Annotated in this window: 18 protein-coding genes; 4 read left to right on the top strand and 14 right to left on the bottom strand. The window is 73.9% G+C overall.

What is annotated here, in order from left to right; all coding sequences use genetic code 11:
- Positions 1 to 94 precede the first annotated feature (94 nt).
- The gene (gene ctaD, locus OG618_RS16570; RefSeq protein WP_329492142.1) at positions 95 to 1,753 is read right to left on the bottom strand and encodes an aa3-type cytochrome oxidase subunit I; all 1,659 of its coding nucleotides are present in this window, start codon (positions 1,751 to 1,753) and stop codon (positions 95 to 97) included.
- A 326-nt stretch (positions 1,754 to 2,079) separates the two neighbouring features.
- Between ctaD and OG618_RS16575 the strand changes: the two genes are divergently transcribed.
- On the top strand, positions 2,080 to 2,550 hold the full coding sequence (locus OG618_RS16575; protein WP_329488210.1) for a DUF7144 family membrane protein: 471 nt from the start codon (positions 2,080 to 2,082) through the stop codon (positions 2,548 to 2,550).
- 59 nt (positions 2,551 to 2,609) lie between these two features.
- Here OG618_RS16575 and OG618_RS16580 read toward each other — a convergent pair whose 3' ends face one another.
- A complete protein-coding gene (locus OG618_RS16580) occupies positions 2,610 to 3,563 on the bottom strand; it encodes a DMT family transporter (RefSeq protein WP_329488211.1) in 954 nt (317 codons plus the stop codon).
- Between OG618_RS16580 and OG618_RS16585 the strand changes: the two genes are divergently transcribed.
- Positions 3,562 to 5,031 (top strand): aminotransferase-like domain-containing protein, encoded by a 1,470-nt coding sequence (locus OG618_RS16585; RefSeq protein ID WP_329488212.1) that lies wholly within the window; start codon positions 3,562 to 3,564, stop codon positions 5,029 to 5,031. The two genes, OG618_RS16580 and OG618_RS16585, sit on opposite strands and share 2 nt — an antisense overlap.
- Positions 5,032 to 5,084: 53 nt before the next feature.
- Here OG618_RS16585 and htpX read toward each other — a convergent pair whose 3' ends face one another.
- The 11 genes from htpX to OG618_RS16640 form a co-directional block, all read right to left on the bottom strand.
- A complete protein-coding gene (gene htpX, locus OG618_RS16590; protein ID WP_329488213.1) occupies positions 5,085 to 5,948 on the bottom strand; it encodes a zinc metalloprotease HtpX in 864 nt (287 codons plus the stop codon).
- A 140-nt stretch (positions 5,949 to 6,088) separates the two neighbouring features.
- Positions 6,089 to 7,690 carry an NADH-quinone oxidoreductase subunit N gene (locus OG618_RS16595; RefSeq protein WP_442906806.1) on the bottom strand — a complete coding sequence of 534 codons (1,602 nt, stop codon included), beginning with the start codon at positions 7,688 to 7,690 and terminating at the stop codon, positions 6,089 to 6,091.
- A 1-nt stretch (position 7,691) separates the two neighbouring features.
- Positions 7,692 to 9,248, bottom strand: a complete 1,557-nt coding sequence (locus OG618_RS16600) for a complex I subunit 4 family protein (RefSeq protein ID WP_329488215.1) — start codon at positions 9,246 to 9,248, stop codon at positions 7,692 to 7,694.
- 66 nt (positions 9,249 to 9,314) lie between these two features.
- Positions 9,315 to 11,348: an NADH-quinone oxidoreductase subunit 5 family protein gene (locus tag OG618_RS16605; RefSeq protein ID WP_329488216.1), complete on the bottom strand. Its 2,034-nt coding sequence runs from the start codon at positions 11,346 to 11,348 to the stop codon at positions 9,315 to 9,317.
- Positions 11,345 to 11,713, bottom strand: a complete 369-nt coding sequence (nuoK, locus tag OG618_RS16610) for an NADH-quinone oxidoreductase subunit NuoK (RefSeq protein ID WP_329488217.1) — start codon at positions 11,711 to 11,713, stop codon at positions 11,345 to 11,347. Before nuoK ends, OG618_RS16605 begins: the two co-directional genes overlap by 4 nt.
- Complete coding sequence (locus OG618_RS16615) at positions 11,713 to 12,411, bottom strand: NADH-quinone oxidoreductase subunit J family protein (protein WP_329488218.1); 699 nt, start codon at positions 12,409 to 12,411, stop codon at positions 11,713 to 11,715. Before OG618_RS16615 ends, nuoK begins: the two co-directional genes overlap by 1 nt.
- Positions 12,408 to 12,962, bottom strand: a complete 555-nt coding sequence (locus OG618_RS16620; protein WP_329488219.1) for a NuoI/complex I 23 kDa subunit family protein — start codon at positions 12,960 to 12,962, stop codon at positions 12,408 to 12,410. Before OG618_RS16620 ends, OG618_RS16615 begins: the two co-directional genes overlap by 4 nt.
- A 73-nt stretch (positions 12,963 to 13,035) precedes the next feature.
- Positions 13,036 to 13,989 (bottom strand): NADH-quinone oxidoreductase subunit NuoH, encoded by a 954-nt coding sequence (nuoH, locus tag OG618_RS16625; RefSeq protein ID WP_329492143.1) that lies wholly within the window; start codon positions 13,987 to 13,989, stop codon positions 13,036 to 13,038.
- A 2-nt stretch (positions 13,990 to 13,991) separates the two neighbouring features.
- Positions 13,992 to 15,158, bottom strand: coding sequence for an NADH-quinone oxidoreductase subunit C (locus tag OG618_RS16630; protein WP_329488222.1), 1,167 nt, complete (start codon positions 15,156 to 15,158; stop codon positions 13,992 to 13,994).
- Positions 15,155 to 15,799: an NADH-quinone oxidoreductase subunit B gene (locus OG618_RS16635; RefSeq protein ID WP_329488223.1), complete on the bottom strand. Its 645-nt coding sequence runs from the start codon at positions 15,797 to 15,799 to the stop codon at positions 15,155 to 15,157. The genes OG618_RS16630 and OG618_RS16635 overlap by 4 nt, the downstream gene beginning before the upstream one ends.
- Positions 15,790 to 16,206, bottom strand: a complete 417-nt coding sequence (locus OG618_RS16640) for an NADH-quinone oxidoreductase subunit A (RefSeq protein ID WP_329488224.1) — start codon at positions 16,204 to 16,206, stop codon at positions 15,790 to 15,792. The genes OG618_RS16635 and OG618_RS16640 overlap by 10 nt, the downstream gene beginning before the upstream one ends.
- Before the next feature lie 299 nt (positions 16,207 to 16,505).
- Between OG618_RS16640 and OG618_RS16645 the strand changes: the two genes are divergently transcribed.
- Positions 16,506 to 17,729, top strand: coding sequence for a sensor histidine kinase (locus tag OG618_RS16645; RefSeq protein ID WP_396485718.1), 1,224 nt, complete (start codon positions 16,506 to 16,508; stop codon positions 17,727 to 17,729).
- Between the two features lie 163 nt (positions 17,730 to 17,892).
- Here the strand turns inward: OG618_RS16645 and OG618_RS16650 are convergent, their stop codons facing one another.
- Positions 17,893 to 19,035 (bottom strand): S1C family serine protease, encoded by a 1,143-nt coding sequence (locus tag OG618_RS16650; RefSeq protein WP_442906807.1) that lies wholly within the window; start codon positions 19,033 to 19,035, stop codon positions 17,893 to 17,895.
- Between the two features lie 173 nt (positions 19,036 to 19,208).
- Between OG618_RS16650 and galE the strand changes: the two genes are divergently transcribed.
- Complete coding sequence (galE, locus tag OG618_RS16655) at positions 19,209 to 20,195, top strand: UDP-glucose 4-epimerase GalE (RefSeq protein ID WP_329488225.1); 987 nt, start codon at positions 19,209 to 19,211, stop codon at positions 20,193 to 20,195.
- Positions 20,196 to 20,211 lie beyond the last annotated feature (16 nt).

Below are 20,211 nucleotides of genomic sequence, written 5' to 3' on the forward strand. Positions count from 1 at the left end.
CGGCCACTCCCTCCGGATGCCGCGCCCCGCAACCGGCGGGACGCGCTCTCATCCTAACGAGCGACCGCCGGCCCCCGGCCGCCCACCGGCCCGCTCAGACCAGCGGCTCACGGGCGTTCTGCCGCCGGTCCAGCTCGGCGATCCCGGGGTGGTGCAGGTCGAAGGCCGGGGACTCCGATCGGATCCGGGGCAGGGTGACGAAGTTGTGCCGCGGCGGCGGGCAGGAGGTGGCCCACTCCAGCGACCGCCCGTACCCCCACGGGTCGTCCTCGGTGACCCTGCGGCCGTACCGCGCGGTGTGCCAGACGTTGTAGAGGAACGGCAGGGTGGAGATGCCGAGCAGGAAGGAGCCGATGCTGGAGACGGTGTTCAGCGTGGTGAAGCCGTCCGAGGCCAGGTAGTCGGCGTAGCGGCGCGGCATGCCCTCGGCGCCCAGCCAGTGCTGCACCAGGAAGGTGGCGTGGAACCCGACGAAGAGCGTCCAGAAGTGGATCCGCCCGAGCCGCTCGTCCAGCATCCGTCCGGTGAACTTGGGCCACCAGAAGTGGAAGCCGGCGAACATCGCGAAGACCACGGTGCCGAAGACCACGTAGTGGAAGTGGGCGACGACGAAGTACGAGTCCGAGACGTGGAAGTCGATCGGCGGCGCCGCGAGCAGGACCCCGGTCAGCCCGCCGAACAGGAAGGTGACCAGGAAGCCGACCGTCCAGAGCATCGGGGCCTCGAAGCTCAGCGAGCCCTTCCACATGGTGCCGATCCAGTTGAAGAACTTCACCCCCGTCGGCACCGCGATCAGCATCGTCATGATCGAGAAGAACGGCAGCAGCACCTGGCCGGTGACGAACATGTGGTGCGCCCAGACCGTGATCGACAGGCCGGTGATGGCGATGGTGGCGGCGATCAGCCCGGAGTAGCCGAAGACCGGCTTGCGGCTGAAGACCGGGATGATCTCGGTGACGATGCCGAAGAACGGCAGCGCGATGATGTACACCTCCGGGTGCCCGAAGAACCAGAACAGGTGCTGCCAGAGCAGCGCCCCGCCGTTCGCCGCGTCGAAGACGTGCGAGCCGAACTTGCGGTCCGACTCCAGGCAGAGCAGCGCGGCCGCCAGCACCGGGAAGGCGAAGAGCACCAGGACGGCGGTGAGCAGGATGTTCCAGACGAAGATCGGCATCCGGAACATCGTCATCCCGGGGGCCCGGAGGCAGACGATCGTGGTGATGAAGTTGACCGAGCCGAGGATGGTCCCGAAGCCGGAGAAGGCCAGGCCCATGATCCACAGGTCCGCGCCGAGGCCCGGGCTGTGCTCGGCGCTGTTCAGCGGCGCGTAGGCGAACCAGCCGAAGTCGGCCGCGCCGTCCGGGGTGACGAAGCCGTAGAGGGCGATCAGCGAGCCGAACAGGTAGAGCCAGTAGGCGAGCGCGTTCAGCCGGGGGAAGGCCACGTCGGGCGCGCCGATCTGCAACGGCATGATCCAGTTGGCGAAGCCGGCGAACAGCGGGGTCGCGAACATCAGCAGCATGATCGTGCCGTGCATGGTGAAGAGCTGGTTGAACTCCTCGTTGGAGAGCAGTTGCAGCCCCGGCCGGGCCAGCTCGATCCGCATCAGCATCGCCATCAGCCCGCCGACCAGGAAGAACAGGAACGCGGTGGTGATGTAGAGGGTGCCGATCCGCTTGTGGTCGGTGGTGGTGAGCCAGCCCACCAGGGCCCGGCCGCGCCGTCGGCGCGCGGCCGCCCGCCGGCGGTCCAGTCGCGGCGTGCGCGACGGGCGCGGAGCCCGCTCCACGGCGTCCTTCGGCAGGAGAGTCACGCGGCGCACCTTCCGTACTCGGGGCCGGGCCCCGGTCGAGCCCGCCGGCCCGGGCCCGGACAGCAGTCGGACAACGACTACCAGCCGCCGCCCGGCCCCGCCGGGGGCGCGCGGGGCCGGTCACCCGAACAGGCGCGGTCCGGTTGCCCGGCGCCCGGCCGCGGCGGACGGTCGAGGTCCGTACCCCTTTCCGTGCGCCTGTTCGCCGTCGGTCCGGCTCCGGCCGGGAACCGCCGACGACGCCGGCCTGCGGCCCAGGAGGAGTCATGAGCACCTCGTCGCCCACCCCCGACCAGCCCCCGCCCGGGCGCCCCGGCACCGGGGCGCCGCCCCCGCCGCCATCGGCCGACCGGTTCCGTGACTGGGCCCCCGGCCTGGTGATGTTCGCGGGTGTGCTGATGCTCATCAACGGCTTCATGGAGGCGGTGCGGGGCATCATGGCGGTCGCCGACGACGACATCTTCGTCTCGACCCCGCGCTACGTCTTCCGCTTCGACCTCACCGGGTGGGGATGGGTGCACATCGTCATCGGCGCCCTGGTCGCGGTGGTCGGTGCCTTCGTCCTCAAGGGCGCCGCCTGGGCCCGCTGGGCCGGTGTGTTCCTCACCGCGCTGAGCGCCCTGGACAACTTCCTGGCCCTGCCGTACTACCCGCTCTGGTCGATCGTGGTGATCGCCCTGGACGTCTTCATCATCTGGGCGCTCTGCGTCTACCGGCCGGAGGACGACGTGTACTGACCGGCCGCACCGACCCGCCCCACGCCCGTACCGCACCGCCGGTACGGGCGCGGGCCGTCTCAGCTGCGGGCGCGCTGGGTGACCGCGATGCAGACCAGCACCACCACCGCGGTGACCGGCGCCGCCACCGGCAGCTCCTCGCCCAGCAGCAGCACCGCCCAGACCAGCGTCAGCAGCGGCTGGGCGAGCTGGAGCTGACTGGCCCTCGGCACCCCGATCGCCGCCATCCCCCGGTACCAGAGCACGAACCCGCCGAGCTGCGACACCGCCGCCGTGTACGCCAGCCCGGCCAGCGCCTTCACCCCCGGGTGCGCCGGCTCGCCCGGCAGCGCCAGCGCCGTGGTCACCACGGTGACCGGCAGCGCCGCGACCACCGCCCAGGCGATCACCTGCCACCCCGGCAGCTCCCGCGAGATCCGCCCGCCCTCCGCGTACCCGGCCGCGCAGACCACCAGCGCGGCGAACAGGTAGAGGTCGGCGGTGGTCGGCCGCCCGTGGCTCTGCAGCAGGGTGAAGGCCAGCACCGCCGCCGCACCGGCCAGCGCCGCGCACCAGAAGGCCCGGGACGGGCGCCGGCCGGTGCGCAGCGCCGAGAACGCGGCGGTGGCGAGCGGCAGCACACCGATGACCACAGCCGAGTGGGCGGTCGAGGAGGCCCGCAGCGCCAGCGTGGTGAGCAGCGGGAAGCCCAGCACGCAGCCGGCCGAGACCACCAGCAGCCCGGGCCAGTGCCGGCGCGCGGGGAGCGGGACGCGGGCGGCCGCCAGGCAGAGCGCGGCGAGCAGCCCGGCCACGGCGCCGCGCAGGCCGGTCGCCGTCCACGGACCGAACCCGGACAGGGCCCAGGCGGTCGCGGGGAAGCTGAAGGAGAAGGAGAGGACGCCGAGGGCCGCCAGGGCCGTACCGGAGCTGCCCGAGCTGCCGGAGCTGCCGGAGCTGCCCGAGCTGGCGGAGCCGATCGGTGCCTGCGGTGCTATCGCGATCGGGCGGGTAGCGCTATCTTGTGCCGTCATGAACGAGCGTAGCAGCGTGACCGATCTGGCCGACAGCCTGCGCCGGGAGGTCGAGCGCTACCCGGAGGGACGCAAGCTGCCGTCGAGCCGGGCCCTGATGGAGCGCCACCAGGTCAGCCCGGTGACGGTCTCCCGGGCGATCGCCGTGCTGGCGGCCGAGGGCCTGGTGGTCTCCCGGCCGGGCGCCGGGGTCTTCCGGGCCGCCGCCTTCGCGGGCGGCGGCACCACCGGCGGCGGTTCGCCGCTCGCCGCGCCGACCGCCCGGCCCGGCGACCTCTCCTGGCAGGAGCTCGCGCTGAGCGCCGACGCGGGCCCGCGCGACCGGGGCGCGGGCGCGCTGTTCGCCACCCTGAACGTCCCGCCGCCCGACGTGGTCGACCTGAACGGCGGCTACCCGCACGCCTCGCTCCAGCCGGAGCGGCTGCTGGCCGCCGCCCTGGCCCGGGCCGGCCGGCGGCCCGGCGCCTGGGAGCGCCCGCCGGTCGACGGGCTGACCGAACTGCGCGCCTGGTTCGCCCGGGACATCGGCGGCAACGGCGGGCCGCTGGGCGCGGGCGACGTCCTGGTCACGGCGGGCGGGCAGAGCGCGCTGACCGTCGCGATCCGCTCGCTGGCCGCCCCGGGCGCACCCGTGCTGGTGGAGTCGCCGACCTATCCCGGGACGCTCGCGGTCGCCCGCGCGGCGGGCGTGCGGCCGGTCCCCGTCCCGGTGGACGAGGACGGCGTGCGCACCGACCTGCTGGCGGCGGCCTTCGACACCACCCGGGCCCGGGTCTTCGTCTGCCAGCCGCTGTTCCAGAACCCGACCGGCGCGGTGCTCTCCCCCGAGCGGCGCGCCGAGGTGCTGCGGATCGCCCGGACGGCCGGCGCGTTCGTCGTCGAGGACGACTTCGCCCGCCGGCTGGTCCACGCCGACTCCCCCGCACTGCCGCGCCCGCTCGCCGCCGACGACCCGGACGGCGTGGTGGTCCACCTGCGCTCGCTGACCAAGGCCACCTCGCCCAATCTGCGGGTCGGCGCGCTGACCGCCCGCGGCCCGGCCCTGCGGCGGCTGCGGGCGACCCAGGTGGTGGACAGCTTCTTCGTGCCCCGGCCGCTCCAGGAGGCGGCACTGGAACTGGTCGCCGACCCGGGCTGGGCGCGCCACCTGCGCACCCTCGGCGCCGAGCTGCGCGACCGCCGGACGCTCACGGTGGCGGCGCTGCGCCGCGAACTCCCCGGGCTGCTCGGCCCGCACCGGCCCGGGGGCTACCACCTCTGGCTGCGGCTGCCGGAGGGCACCGACGAGGCCGCGCTGGCCACCGCCGCGCTGCACGCCGGGGTGCTGGTCGCCCCCGGAAGCCCCTACTACGCCGCCGAGCCCCCGGCGCCCCACCTGCGGCTGAGCTATGCCGCCGTCGACAGCCCGGCCCGGATCGCCGAGGGCGTCCACCGGCTGCGCCGGGCCTACGAGGGTCTCACCGGCTGAACGCGGCCGGCCGCCGAGCGAGCGGGCGGGGGCGCGGGGCAGTCGGGCCCCCGTCAGCCCCGGTAGCCCGCCATCCGCTCCAGTCGGGCGATCCGCTCCGCCATCGGCGGGTGCGTCGAGAAGAGCTTCGTCCCGGCCTCGCCCGGGCGGAACGGGCTGGCGATCATCATGTGGCTGGCCGTCTGGAGCTGCGGCTCCGGTGGCAGCGGCAGCTGCCGGGTGCCGACGTCCAGCTTGCGCAGGGCGCTCGCCAGGGCGAGCGGGTCGCCGGTGATCCGGGCGCCGTCGGCGTCGGCCTGGTACTCCCGGGAGCGGCTGACGGCCAGCTGGATCAGCGAGGCGGCGAGCGGCCCCAGGATCATGATCGCGAGCATCCCGAAGAGCCCGGGGCCGTCGTCGTCGTCGCTGCGGCCGAACGGCACCAGCCAGGCGAAGTTCACCAGGAACATCACCACCGAGGCGAGCGCCCCGGCGACCGAGGAGATCAGGATGTCCCGGTTGTAGACGTGGCTCAGCTCGTGGCCGAGCACCCCGCGCAGCTCCCGCTCGTCCAGCAGCTGGAGGATGCCGTCGGTGCAGCAGACCGCCGCGTTGCGCGGGTTGCGGCCGGTGGCGAAGGCGTTCGGGGCCGGGGTCGGGGAGATGTACAGCCGCGGCATCGGCTGGCGGGCCGAGGTGGAGAGCTCACGGACGATCCGGTACAGCCGCGGCGCCTCGATCTCGCTCACCGGGCGGGCCCGCATGGCGCGCAGGGCGAGCTTGTCGCTGTTCCAGTACGCGTAGGCGTTGGTCCCGAGCGCGACCAGCAGGGCGATCACGAAGCCGGTGCGGCCGAAGAAGCTGCCGATCACCAGGATCAGCGCCGAGAGGCCGCCGAGCAGTGCGGCGGTCCTCAGTCCGTTGTGCCGGCGGTGCACGGCAGGCCCTCCAATGGTGCGGTGGGGAAGCCCTCGCTGCCTCGTCCCTCTGCCCGCTCAACGGGCGAGCCCGGCGGCCTTGTTCCCTTGTGACCACCGCTACACCCGGACCGCCCAGCCGCCCTCCCCGGCCGGCGGCCTCAGAACAGCGTGCCGCCGACCACCTGGAGGACCAGCTGCGGGGCCACCGAGAGCACCACGGCCACCGAGGCGGTGAGCCCCAGGGTGGCCGTCAGCGAGGCCGGCAGCCGGCGCTCGGCGACGGCGGTGACCGCGTCCTGCGACGGCTCCGGGGCGAAGAGCCGCGCCGTCCAGAGCAGGTAGTAGTACAGCGCGATGACCACATTGACGGCCATCACCACGGCCAGCCAGCCCAGCCCGGCGTCGACGGCGGCGCGGAACACCACCACCTTGCCGAACAGCCCGATCACCCCAGGCGGGAGCCCGGCCAGGCAGAGCAGGAAGAACGCCAGCGCCAGGGCCGTCCAGCGGCGCCGGGCGAACAGGCCGCGGAACTCGTCCACGCTCGTCCCGGCCCGGCGGCCGACGGCGGCGACCACCGCGAAGGCGCCCAGGTTCACCACGCCGTAGATCAGCGCGTACGCGGCGGTGGCGCCCAGGCTGTCCGCCCCGGTCCGTGCGTAGCCGGCGGCGGCGAGCGGCACCAGCAGGTACCCGGCCTGGCCCACCGAGGACCAGGCGAGCAACCGCACCGCGCTGTACCGGGTGTCGAACCGCTGGCGCAGCGCGCCCACGTTGCCGACCGTCATGGTGACGGCGGCCAGCACCGCGAGCACCAGGCCCCAGGTGTGCGCGTACGGCCGGAAGGCGATCGTGGTGACCAGCGCCAGGCCGGAGAGGCCGGCCGCCTTTCCGACCACCGAGAGGTAGCCGGCCACCGGCAGCGGGGCGCCGACGTAGGTGTCGGGCACCCAGAAGTGGAACGGGACGGCGGCGACCTTGAAGGCGAAGCCGACCAGGGTGAGCACCGCGCCGGCCTCGGCCAGCGGCTTGAGCTGGGCGGGGGCTTGGGCCAGGCCCTCGGCGACGGCGCCCAGGTGCAGGCTGCCGCTCGCGGCGTAGACGAAGCCGATGCCGAGCAGCATCACCGCGGTCGCGGTGACGGAGGAGAGGAAGAACTTCAGCGCGGCCTCCGCGCCCCGGCCGTCCCGGCGCAGCGCGACCAGGGCGAAGGCCGGCAGCGAGGCCACCTCCAGGGCGACCACCAGGGTGGCGAGGTCCCGGGAGGCGGGCAGCAGGGCGGCGCCGGTGGCGCTGGAGAGCAGCAGGAACCAGTACTCGCCGCCGGGCAGCCCCGCGGCGGAGCCGTCGTCCGATGCCGGGCCGTCCACGGTGTGCATCGAGAGCAGCGCGGCGATCAGCGCGCCGCCGAGCGCGAGCAGCTGGAAGACCAGCGCGAAGTGGTCCGCGACGTAGGAGCAGCCGGTGTCCCGCACGCAGAAGGTGCTCCGGGGCGAGCCGCCGGTGAGCGGGAGCAGGGCGAGCAGCGCGAGGGCGAGGCCGCCCACGGCCAGGGCGCCGAGCAGCTTGCGGTGGCGCGCGGGCAGGAAGAGGTCGGTGACCAGCACCGCGAGGGCGGCCAGCGCGGCGATCAGCGGGGGCGCGATCGCCACCCAGTCCACGGACTGGATCAGGCTGCCCGGGTCGGCTACGGCGAGGGAGGTCACAGTGGGCTGCCCCGTGGAGTGAGGTCCGAGTGCGGCGAGCTGGGGTCCGAGCATGTCAGCCACCCCCGAGGAGGTGCTTGACGGCCGGGTCGGAGAGACCGAGCAGGAGCGCGGGCCAGAGGCCGGCGAGCAGGGTGAGGGCGGCCAGCGGGGTCCAGCTGACGGCCTCGTACGGGCGCAGGTCGGCGAGCTCGGCCACCGGGGCCGGCTGCTTCGGGTCGCCCATGCAGACGCGCTTGACCACCATCAGCAGGTACCCGGCGGTGAGGAGGGTGCCCAGGCCGGCCAGCACCATGTAGGTGACGAACGCGGGGCGCGAGAGGCCCTCGGCCGGGTCGAACGCGCCGAACATCGCGAGCAGCTCGCCCCAGAAGCCGGCCAGCCCCGGCAGGCCGAGGCTGGCGACGGCGGCGAAGGCCAGCAGGGCGCCGATCCGCGGGGCCCGTCCGTAGAGGGCGGCCCCGGTGGAGCCGGCCAGGGTGTCGAGGTCCGCCGTGCCGTAGCGGTCCTTCAGGGCCCCGACCACGAAGAACAGCAGGCCGGTGATCAGCCCGTGGGCGATGTTGGCGAACAGCGCGCCGTTGACGCCCACCGGGGTGAGGGAGGCGATGCCCAGCAGCACGAAGCCCATGTGGCCGACGGAGGAGTAGGCGATCAGGCGCTTGAGGTCGCCCTTGGCCCCGGGCCGGACCAGCGCGAGGCAGGCCAGCGAGCCGTAGACGATGCCGACGGCGGCGAACGCGCCCAGGTAGGGGGCGAGCGTCGCGGTACCGTCCGGGACGACCGGGAGGAGGACCCGGACCAGGCCGTACGTCCCCATCTTCAGCAGCACGCCGGCGAGCAGCACCGAGCCGACCGTGGGGGCCGCCGTGTGCGCGTCCGGGAGCCAGCTGTGCAGCGGCCAGGCGGGGGCCTTGACCACCAGCCCGACCATGATCGCCAGGGCGGCGACCACCTGGGTGGTGTGGCTCAGGCCGCTGCCGTGCGCGGCGGCCAGCGCCTGCATGTCGAAGGTGCCCGCCTTGCTGCCGACCAGCAGGAAGCCGAGCAGCATCACCGCCGAGCCGAGCAGCGTGTACAGGATGAACCGGTTGGCGGCCGGCACCTTCGCCCCGGTGCCCCAGCGGGCGATCAGGAAGTACATCGGGATCAGCACGATCTCGAAGGCCAGGAAGAAGAGCAGCAGGTCCAGCACCGCGAAGGTGGCGAGCATGCCGACTTCGAGCAGGAGGAACAGCCCGGTGAAGGCCCGGGCCGAGGGGACGCCCTCCCCGGTCGGCAGCCGCTTCTCCGAGTACAGCGCGCAGAGGAAGGTGAGCAGCGCGGTCAGCACGATCAGCGGGAGCGAGACGCCGTCCACGCCGAGGTGGAGGCGCACGCCGATGGCCGGGATCCAGGACACGTCGGTGGTCGCCTGCATCCGGCCGGGCCCGTCGTGGTCGAAGCCCGCCGCGAGGACGATGCCGAGCACCAGGACGGCGCCGGTGACCACGGTGTTCAGCCGCAGCGCGCGCCGGTCGGCGGCGGCCGGGTCGGCGCCGAACGCCGGTACCAGGGTCAGCGCGGCCCCGGCCAGCGGCAGCACCAGGAGGGCGATGAGGACTGCGTTCATCGGGGGCTCCTACGGGCTGCGGTCGGCGGGGCTGGGCGGCGGGGCTGCCTGTTCTGGTCCATCCGGCTACACCGCCACCAGGACGACCAGCAGGACGACGCCGGCGAGCAGCGCGCTGAGGTAGGTCTGCGCGTTCCCGGTCTGGGCGAGCCGGACGGCCCGGCCGAGCAGGCCGGCCGCCGTCCCGCTGCCGCGCACGTACGTCTCGACGACCTCGCGGTCGAGGAAGCGGACCAGCCGGGCCGCGGCGGTCACCGGCCGGACGAACAGCGCGCTGTAGAGCCGGTCGACGCCGAAGCCGTGCCGGGCCGGGCCGAACAGCGGACCGAGCAGGGTGCGGCCGGGGTCGGCGACGATCACCTCGGCGGCCGGGGCGCCGGCCTGCTCGGGCACCCGGCCCAGCGGTGCGGCGGGCGGCTGGCCGGCGCCGAGCCGCGCGGTGGCGGAGCGCCAGGCCCCGTACGCCAGCAGCGCGCCGACCACGGCGAGGCCGGTACCGGTCACGGCGGTGACGGCCGAGGGCCGCAGCGAGCCGCCGTCCAGCAGCGCGGGCAGCCAGTCCGAGCGCAGGCTCGTCACGCCGAAGGCCATGGTCGGGACGGCCAGCACCCAGAGCGGCCAGCGCATCGCGGGCGGCTCGGCGGTGGCCGGGTCGGCCTCGTCCACCTCGGGCGAGTAGGGCGCGTCGGCCTCGTGGTCCGCCGGCGAGGCGGGCGCGGCGGCGCCGGCGGCGGCCGGGCTGTGGAACGCCACCAGGAACAGCCGCGCCGCGTACGCCGCGGTCAGCAGGGCGGTGAGCGCGGCCGAGATCAGCACGATCCAGCCGGCCGACTGCGGTACCGCGGACACCGGGCCGAGGCCGTTGGTCAGCGCCTCGCCGTTGGCCGCGTGCTCGGCGGCGGTCAGCACCGCCTCCTTGCTGAAGAAGCCGGAGAACGGCGGCAGCCCGATCAGGGCGACGAGCGCGATGCCCATCGTCCAGTAGGCGTCCGGCACCCGCTTGCGCAGCCCCGGGATCCGGAACATCGCGGAGATCGAGTTGGTGTGCGCGGCGTGGATCACCACACCGGCCGCGAGGAACAGCAGTGCCTTGAACGCCCCGTGGCTGACCAGGTGGAAGACGGAGGCCTCGCGGTCGCCGGCGGCCAGGGCGCCGGCCATGTAGCCGAGCTGCCCGACCGTCGAGTAGGCGAGCACCCGCTTCAGGTCGTCCTGGGCGAGCGCGCAGAGCGCCGAGCCGATCATCGTCACGGCGGCCATCACCGCGAGCACCACCAGCGCCGCGCCGGAGAGCAGGAAGACCGGCAGCAGCCGGGCGACCAGGTAGATGCCGGCCGCGACCATGGTGGCGGCGTGGATCAGCGCGGAGACCGGCGTCGGACCGGCCATCGCGTCCGGGAGCCAGGTGTGCAGCGGGAACTGCGCGCTCTTGCCGGCCACGCCGGCGAGCAGCAGCAGCGCGGTCAGCGTCGGGTGGCCGAGCCGCCCCTCGGCGGCGGCCGCCAGGACGTCAGAGATCCGGAAGCTGCCGGCGTCGGCGCCCAGCAGGAAGATGCCGAACAGGAACGGCACGTCACCGAGCTTGGTGACCAGGAAGGCCTTCAGCGAGGCCGACCGGGCGTCCGCGGTCTCCCAGTGGTGGCCGATCAGGAAGTACGAGCAGATGCCCATGACCTCCCAGCCGACCAGCAGCACGATCAGGTCGCCCGAGTAGACGACCAGGAACATCGCCGCCGTGAACAGCGAGACCAGCGCCGCGTACGACGGGTAGCGCGGGTCGTCCTTGAGGTAGGCGGTCGAGTACACCTGCACGCAGGTGGCGACCAGGCCGACCAGCACGGAGATCAGCGAGCTGTAGCCGTCCAGGTAGAGGCCGAGCGTGAGGTCCGGCCCGCCGGTCGGGGTGAGCCAGGTGCCGGCCTCCAGCACCTGGCCGGTGCCCAGCTGGAGGGCGACCACCAGGGCGAGCACGGCCGAGACGGCGACCGGCACGATCGCCAGCGGCCGGGCCAGACCGGGCGCGCGCCTGCCGACGGCCAGGGTGGCGGCCGATCCGAGCGCGGGCAGGACGGGGACGAGGACGGGCAGGGCGAGGTTCATGCGGCGGCCTGGCCCTTCGGTGCCCCGGCGCCGGCCGGCGCCTCCTCGGCGGACTCGGCGGGATCACCGAGCGCGGTGGCCCGGTCGATGTCCGCGGTGCCCCGGGCCCGGAAGAGCAGCAGGACGATGGCGAGCCCGAGGCCGATCTCGGCGGCGGCGATGGTGATGGTGAACAGGGTGAGCGCCTGGCCGGCGTGCAGGGAGTCCCGCAGCCAGGCGTCGAAAGCGACGAGGTTGAGGTTGACGGCGTTGAGCATCAGCTCCACGGACATCAGCACCAGGACGACGTTGCGCCGGGCGAGCACGCCGTACACGCCGACGCTGAACAGCAGCGCGGCGAGCACGACGGGGTAGGCGAGATGCATCAGCTCTCCTCCGCCGAGGTCGTCGAGGCGGGAGCCGCGGGCTCGGCCGGGGCCTTCGGCGCGGTGGCGGCGACCGTCCCGTTGGAGCCCACCGGCCGGCCCGCGCGCAGCTTGGCGGCCCGGGGCGGCGGCACCCGCCGACCGGCCCCGCGGGACAGCACGATCGCGCCGACCAGTGCGGCCAGCAGCAGCACCGAGAGCGCCTCGAAGGGCAGCACCCAGGTCCGGAACAGGCTGGTACCCGTCGCCTGCGCCGAACCGCCGCCCCCGCCGAGGTCGATCCACGACGTCCGGAAGGCGTCGACGAGCAGCGTCACCAGCGTCCCGGCCGTGGCCAGCGCCACCACCAGGGCGACCCAGCGGTTGCCCGAGTCGGCGTCCGGCGAGCGCCCGATCGGCGCCCGGGTGAGCATCAGCCCGAACAGCACCAGGACGACCACCGAGCCGAGGTAGATCAGCACCTGCACCCACGCGATGAACTCGGCGGTGAGCAGCAGGAACTCCACCGCCAGGCCGCCGAGCGCGACCACCAGCCAGAGCGCGGCGTGCACCAGCTGCCTGGTGGTCACGGCCATCACGGCCGAGCCCAGCACGGCGACGCCGACCAGCAGGAAGACGATCTCGACCCCGGTCGGGGAGAGGAACGAGCGGGCGGCCGGGTCCAGCGACCCGGCCGCGGTCAGCAGGGCGGCACTCATCGCGGGTCACCCTCCTCCGGCGCCGCCGAGGCGGCGGCGGCCAGCTTGTCCGCGGCCTTGCGCGCGGTGGCGATCTCCTTGGGCTCCTCGGCCGCCGGGTCCAGCGCCGGCGGCGCCGGCACCGTCCACATCCACTCGCGGAGCTTGTCCCGCTCGTGGGTCAGCTCCAGGATGTCGGTCTCCGCGTACTCGAACTCCGGGGACCAGAACAGCGCGTCGAACGGGCACACCTCGATGCAGATCCCGCAGTACATGCAGAGCGAGAAGTCGATGGCGAAGCGGTCCAGCACGTTGCGGGTCCGGGCGCGGGCGTTCGGGTCGGCGGCCGGCAGCGTCTCCTTGTGGGAGTCGATGTAGATGCACCAGTCCGGGCACTCGCGGGCGCACAGCATGCAGACCGTGCAGTTCTCCTCCAGCAGCGCGATCACGCCGCGCGAGCGCGGCGGCAGCGCGGGCTGCACGTCGGGGTACTGCGCGGTGACGGTCTTCTTCGTCATCGTCCGCAGGGTGACGGCCAGGCCCTTGGCCAGTCCGGAGCCGGGGAAGCTCATGCGCCCACCCCGCTCCGCCGGGCCGGGGCGTCGGCCCCTGCGTGCCTGTCGGCCACGAGCTCGCTGCGCTCGGTCATGAGATCGCCACCTTGATGATGCCGGTGAGGGCGAGCTGGACGAGGGCCAGCGGGATCAGCACGAGCCACGCGAAGCGCATCAGCTGGTCCTCCCGCAGTCGCGGGTAGGTGACCCGCAGCCAGATGACCACGAAGGCCAGCGCGAAGGTCTTCAGGATCGTCCAGAGCCAGCCGAGCTCGTCCGGCAGCGGACCGTGCCAGCCGCCCAGGAAGAGCACCGCGGTCAGCCCGGAGACCACCAGGATCCCGACGTACTCGGAGAGCAGGAAGAGCGCGAAGCGCAGCCCGGTGTACTCGGTGTACGCGCCGAAGATGATCTCCGAGTCGGCCACCGGCATGTCGAACGGCGGGCGCTGGAGCTCGGCCAGGCCGGCCGTGAAGAAGACGAAGGCGCCGATGAGCTGCCACGGGATCCAGTACCACTGCCAGGCGTCCAGGATCCCCGGGAGCGAGAGCGTGCCGGCCGCCATCGCCACCGAGGCGGCCGCGAGCACCATCGGCAGCTCGTAGGACATCAGCTGCGCGGCCGTCCGCAGACCGCCGAGCAGCGAGAACTTGTTCGCCGAGGCCCAGCCGGCCATCAGCTTGCCGATCACGCCGACGCCCATCACGGCCAGCACGAAGAAGAGGCCGGCGTCGATCGCCTGGCCGACGAGGCCGTCCGGCCCGACGGGGATGGCGAGCAGCACGAACAGGTAGGGCAGCAGGGAGACGGCGGGCGCCAGCTGGAAGATCCTGCGGTCCGCCCCGGCCGGGACGATGTCCTCCTTCTGCGCGAACTTCACGCCGTCGGCGACGAGCTGCGCCCAGCCGTGGAAGCCGCCGGCGTACATCGGACCGAGCCGGCCCTGCATGTGCGCCATCACCTTGTGCTCGGTCTGGCCGATGACCAGGGGGAAGGTGAGGAAGACGACGAGGGTGGCGACGCAGCGCAGCAGCGTGTCGAGCAGGTTCACGTGCTGTCTCCGTCCTGGTCGGCCGGGTCGGCCGGCGTCTCCTTCGTCCCGTCCTCCGCGCGCTTCCCGTCCTCCGGTCCGGTCGCACCGGCCGCCTCGCCGGGCGCCTCGGGCGCGGCAGCGGCCTCGGTCTCGGTCTCGGTCTCGGGTGCGGCGGTGCCCTTAGGTGCGGCCTCGGCCTCGGAGCCGTGCGCGGGCACCGGGGCGTGCCAGGGCGCGTCCGCGGACTGGGTCCGGGCCGGCGCCGGCCGCCCGGGCTTCGGCTCGGCGCTCTCCACGACGGGCTCCCCGGCAGGGGCCTGGCTCGCCGAGCCGTCCGTGACGGACCTGGTCCGGCGCGGTCGGTCGGCCCGCACCGGCGGCGCCGCCTCGGCGGCGGCTCCCTCGGCGGTGGTTCCCTCGGCGACGGTCTCGGCGGCCTGGCTCACCGAGCCCGCGTCGACCGACCTGGTCCGGCGCGGCCGGTCGGCCCGGACGGCGGGCCCGCCCTCGGCCGAAGCGGCGGCCGCACCGGCGGCGGCCGCACCGGCCCGGGGCGTACGGGCCGCCGCGCCGGCCGCCCGCGCACCGCGCGCGGGCCGCTCGGCCACCGGCGGCAGGGTGCCCTTGAGCGGGCCCCACTCGTTCGGGTCCGGGACGCCGGGCGGCTGCATCTTGCGCCGCGCCGGTCCGTCACCGTGGTCGGACTCGCCCGGCTCCTTGGCGCCCGGCCAGGCCTTGGCGACCCGGGCCGCGAGCACGAACTCCTTGCGCAGCGGGAACCCCTCGAAGCCGTCCGGCAGCAGCAGGGTGACCAGGTGGGGGTGCCCGGGGAAGTCGATGCCGAACATCTCGTGCGTCTCGCGCTCGTGCCAGCCGGCTCCCGCGTACACCTCGACGGCGGTCGGCAGGGCGGCCCCCGCCCGCGCCACCTTGGTGCGCAGCGCCAGGTGGCGCACCCCGGGGCCGTCCGCGGCGGCCAGGTGGGCGACCACCGAGAAGCCCTCGGCCAGCTCGTCGACGGCGCTCAGCCAGTCGAAGAACCGCAGGCCCAGGACGTCCCGGGCCGCGGTGAGCGCCTCGATCCAGTGCTCGGCGGGCACGTCGACGGTGACCAGCCCGTACGCCTCGGCGCCGGTGGCCCACTCGCCGACCGACGCCGCGTACTGCTCGGCGGTGCTCACGAGACGCCTCCTTCGGACGGCGCGGGGCCGGCCACCAGCGGGCGGCGCAGCGCGCTCGCGGGCGCGGCGTACCGGCCGGGCAGCGACTCGGCGGCGATCTTCTCCTGGAGCTTGAGGATGCCCTGGAGCAGGGCCTCCGGCCGGGGCGGGCAGCCGGGCACGTAGACGTCGACCGGGATGATCTGGTCGACGCCCTTGGTGACGGAGTAGGAGTCCCAGTAGGGGCCGCCGGAGTTGGAGCAGGCGCCGAAGGAGATGACGTACTTCGGCTCGGGCATCTGCTCGTAGAGGCGCTTCACGGCGGGCGCCATCTTGTCGGTCACCGTCCCCGAGACGATCATTAGATCGGCCTGTCGGGGGCCGGGCGCGAACGGAATCACACCCATCCGGATGAAGTCGTGCTTGGCCATCGACGCGGCGATGAACTCGATCGCGCAGCAGGCGAGGCCGAAGTTGAAGCACCAGAGGCTGTAGCGGCGGCCCCAGTTCAGGACGACCTTGACCGGGTCCGGCGCCAGCCGGGCGAGCGGGCCGAGGCTGCTCCGCCCGACGGCCGCACCGGGGCGCGACGGGTCCGGCAGACCGAGCGGTACCGGGCCCCCGGCGCCGTGCGCGTGCGAGTGGTTGTGGGTCACGTCCATTCCAGAACGCCCTTCTTCCAGGCGTAGAGCAGCCCGACCGCGAGGAAGCCGATGAAGACGAACATCTCGATCAGCGTCCCGGCGCCGTAGCCGGCGGCGGCGAAGACGGTCGCCCACGGGAACAGGTAGATCGCGTCTACCGCGAAGATCACGTACAGGAAGGCGTAGACGTAGTAGCGGATCTGGGTGTGCGCCCAGTCCTCTCCCACCGGGTCCACGCCGCACTCGTAGGCGAGGAGCTTCTCCGGCGAGTACACCACCGGCCGCAGCAGCCGGTTGGCGGTGAACGCCACGGCGACGAAGAGCACGCCGACGACGGCGAGCAGGCCCATCGCGGCGTACGCGTCGAAGTAGCCGCTGCCGGCGGCCGGGTCGGCCGCGACGGCAGCTGCCGGCTGCCCCTCCATGCCCCTCGCCTCCACATCGCCTGGGAAAACCGCCCTCACGGCAGTTCTACGACGTTTCTTTACACGGTCATAACCATCGCCAATGCGTGAGTCTAAGTGCACGGCCGTGGAGCACCGCATCCCGCCCGATCCGCAAGACGGCCGATGGACATTCGGTGGACGACCGCGCCCGCCGGCCGCCCCGGGCGGGGGTGGGGATAACCCCCGGGCGGGAAGACGTATCACCCCCATGGCCCCGCGCGCCCCCGACCGGGGAAGCTTGGATCACCAGCTCGACTCCAAGGGACGGTAGATCCGACATGAAGCCACTGCACCGCCGCGCCGCGGATGCCCTCAAGGAGCAGGACGCGGGCCCCGAGCGCGCCCCGCTGTACGGCGCGCGGATGTGGCGGCAGGCCGGGCAGCTGATGCTCAATCTGCCGCTCGGCCTCGCCGGGTTCGTCTTCACCGTCGTCCTGCTCTCCGTCGGGCTGGCGCTCTCCATCACCGTGATCGGCCTGCCGCTGCTGGCCGCCGGGCTGGCCGGATGCCGACTCCTGGGCGCCTTCGCCCGCCGCCGGGCCCGCTCGGTGCTCGGCTCCGAGGTGCGCGAGCCGGAGCCGGTGCGCCGGAACCGGCCGGGGATCACCGGCTACGCGATCGCCTACCTCACCGACCCGCTCAGCTGGCGCTCGGCGCTCTACAACGTGCTGCTGCTGCCCTGGGGCCTGCTGAGCTTCGCGGTGACGCTGATCTGCGTCATCGTCGGCTGGCCGGTGCTGCCCTGGGTGGTCCGCTTCCAGGCGGCGATCGACCGGATGCTGGTGGAGGTCCTGCTCTACCCGGGCGCGCTCTCCGAGCGGGTGCGGGAGCTGGAGGACGACCGCGGCACGGTGATCGACACCGCCGCCGCCGACCTGCGCCGGATCGAGCGCGACCTGCACGACGGCGCCCAGGCCCGGCTGGTGGCCCTGGCGATGGACCTCGGCATGGCCAAGGAGAAGCTGAGCGAGACCGAGACGCCCGAGGACGTGGCGGCCGCGGCCCGGATGGTCGGCGCCGCGCACGGCGAGGTGAAGCTGGCCCTGCAGGAGCTGCGCGACCTGGCCCGGGGCATCCACCCGGCGGTGCTCACCGACCGGGGGCTGGACGCGGCGCTCTCCGCGGTGGCGGCCCGCTGCACGGTGCCGGACGGGGTCAAGGTGCACGTCGAGCTGACCGCCGCCGACGGCACGGTGGAGCGCCCGGACTCGGCGGTCGAGGGCATCGCCTACTTCACCGTCAGCGAGCTGCTGACCAACATCTCGAAGCACGCCCGCGCCCGCTCCGCCACGGTGGACGCCTGGCGGGCCGGCGACCAGCTGATGCTGCTGGTCCGGGACGACGGCAAGGGCGGCGCGGCCGCCTACCCGGGCAGCGGCCTGGCCGGGCTGGCCGAACGGATCCGGGCGGTGGACGGGGTGTTCCTGGTGGAGAGCCCGGACGGCGGGCCGACCACGGTCACCATCGAGCTCCCCTGGCGCACCCGCGCCGCCCGCCGCTGACCGTTCCTCCGGCCCCCGCCGGACACCACAACGGGCCGGGACTCCGTCGAGGCAGTGACGGAGCCCGGCCCGTACCCGTGCGGCGGCCGCCCGCCGACCCTTGCGCGGTGCGCGGGCGGCCGCCGCCGGGGACCCGAGGGGCCAGGGCTTGTCCCACCCGGCCCTAGGGCGTTTCCAGCGTGCCGAGGGTGACGTCGGCGGTCTTGGCCTGGCCGTCCCGGGTGTAGCCGACGGTCGTCGTGGTCCCCGGGGTGAGCGAGGCGAGCGCGCTGGTGAGCCCGTTCAGCGAGTCGACGGTGGCGTCGCCGACCTTGGTGATCACGTCGCCGGGCTGGAGCCCCGCCGAGGCGGCCGGCCCGCCCGCGCCGACGGCCACCAGCACGGCCCCGGCCGGGCGGAAGTTCTGGTCGAAGTACGTCCGGGCGGTGACCCCCAGCGCTGCCCGGCCGGAGTTGGTGACCTTGCCGTCCTTGATCAGCTGGTCGGCGATGCTCGTGATGGTGGACGCCGGGATGGCGAAGCCGATACCGGGCGCGGCGGCCCCGTTGGCCTCCGGCTCGGTGGCGGCGAGCGTGTTGATACCGATCACCTGGCTGTTCAGGTTGACCAGCGCGCCGCCGCTGTTGCCCGGGTTGATCGCCGCCGAGGTCTGCACCATGTTGCCGATGGTGGCGCCCGGCGAACCACCGCCCTGGGGCTCCGAGACGGTCCGGCCGGTGGCCGAGACGATGCCCTGGGTGACGCTGCTGGACAGGCCCAGCGGACTGCCCATCGCCAGGGTGATCTGCCCCAGCTCGACCTTGGCGGAGTCCCCGAAGACGGCCGGCTTGAGGGCGCTCGGCGGGCTGGTCAGCTTGATCACCGCGAGGTCGGAGTCCGGGTAGGAGGCGACCAGCGTGGCGTCCAGGGCCTTGGTGCTGTTGGCCAGCGTGACGGTGAAGGTGGTGGCGGTGCCGACCACGTGGGCGTTGGTGACGATGTCGCCCTTGTTGTCGTAGACGATCCCGGAGCCGAGCCCGGTCGCGGTGGTGATCTGCACCACCGAGGGCAGCACGTCGGCGATCACCTTCTGGTAGGCGTCCTGGAGCTGGTTGCCGCCGGCCGGCTGGGCGGAGGACGACGAGGAAGCGCCGGGGGTGGTGGCGGTCGACGAGGAGGAGGACGATCCGCTGCTGCACCCGGCCACCGCCAGCGCGGTCAGCGCGGCGACGGCCGCCGGCCCGGTCAGTCGCCCGCCGAACGCCCGGGGGCCGGTGGGGCGCGGCCCGGCCGGGAGCGGGCGGGTGGGTTCCTTCTTTCGGTTCACCTGGGCTGCCTCCGATTCCATCGGCCGTACCGGGGCCGTCGAGATCCGTGCGGAACCATCGAGATCACAGAGATCTTTGTCAGCATTTCACCGATATGTCCGAGTCATTGCCCCGACGCGCCCGTCACCGGGCACGACCTGGGGCAAGGCGGACAAGCCCTAGGATTCACGCCATGACTTGGTTGATCACCGGTGGTGCCGGGTACATCGGCAGGCACGTGGTGCACCAGCTGGTCGAGGCCGGCGAGCGGGTGGCGGTACTGGACGACCTCAGCACCGGCGACCGCGCCCGGCTGCCGCGGGGAGTCACCCTGATCGAGGGCTCCACCCTGGACCGCGCCGCGCTGGACACCGCCCTGCGCTCCCAGGACATCGCGGGCGTGCTGCACTTCGCGGCGAAGAAGCGGGTCGGCGAGTCGGTGGAGCGGCCGTTCTACTACTACCGGGAGAACCTCACCGGCCTGCAGAACGTGCTGGAGGCCGTCGCCGAGGCCGGGGTGCCGCGCTTCCTCTTCTCCTCCTCCGCCGCCGTCTACGGCATGCCCGACGTCGAACTGGTCACCGAGACGGCCCCCTGCGCCCCGATGAACCCCTACGGCGAGACCAAACTGGCCGGCGAGTGGCTGGTGTCCGCGGTCGGCCGGGCGCACGGCATCTCCACCGTCTCGCTGCGCTACTTCAACGTGGCCGGCGCCGCCTCGCCCGAGCTCTCCGACGAGGGCGCCTACAACCTGATCCCGATGGTCTTCGAACGGCTCACCGCCGGGCGCGCCCCACTGATCTTCGGCGCCGACTACCCCACCCCGGACGGCACCTGCGTCCGCGACTTCATCGACGTCCGGGACATCGCCTCGGCCCATGTGGCGGCCGCCCGGCGGCTCGCCGCCGACCCGCCCGGCGAGACCTCGCTGGTCCTCAACATCGGCCGCGGCGAGGGCGTCAGCGTCCGGGAGATGCTGGACGTGATCGCCCGGGTCACCGGCCACGACACCACCGGCGAGGTCACCCCGCGCCGCGCCGGCGACCCGGCCCGGGTGGTCGCCTCCGCCGAGCTGATCCACCGCGAGCTGGGCTGGACGGCCCGCCACGGGGTCGAGGAGATGGTGACCTCGGCCTGGGAGGGCTGGTGCGCCCGGCACCCGGGGGCCCGCAGGCGGTAGGGCCGGCCCTCGGGGT

The sequence above is a fragment of the Kitasatospora sp. NBC_01246 genome, from assembly GCF_036226505.1.
Classification (GTDB): Bacteria; Actinomycetota; Actinomycetes; order Streptomycetales; family Streptomycetaceae; genus Kitasatospora.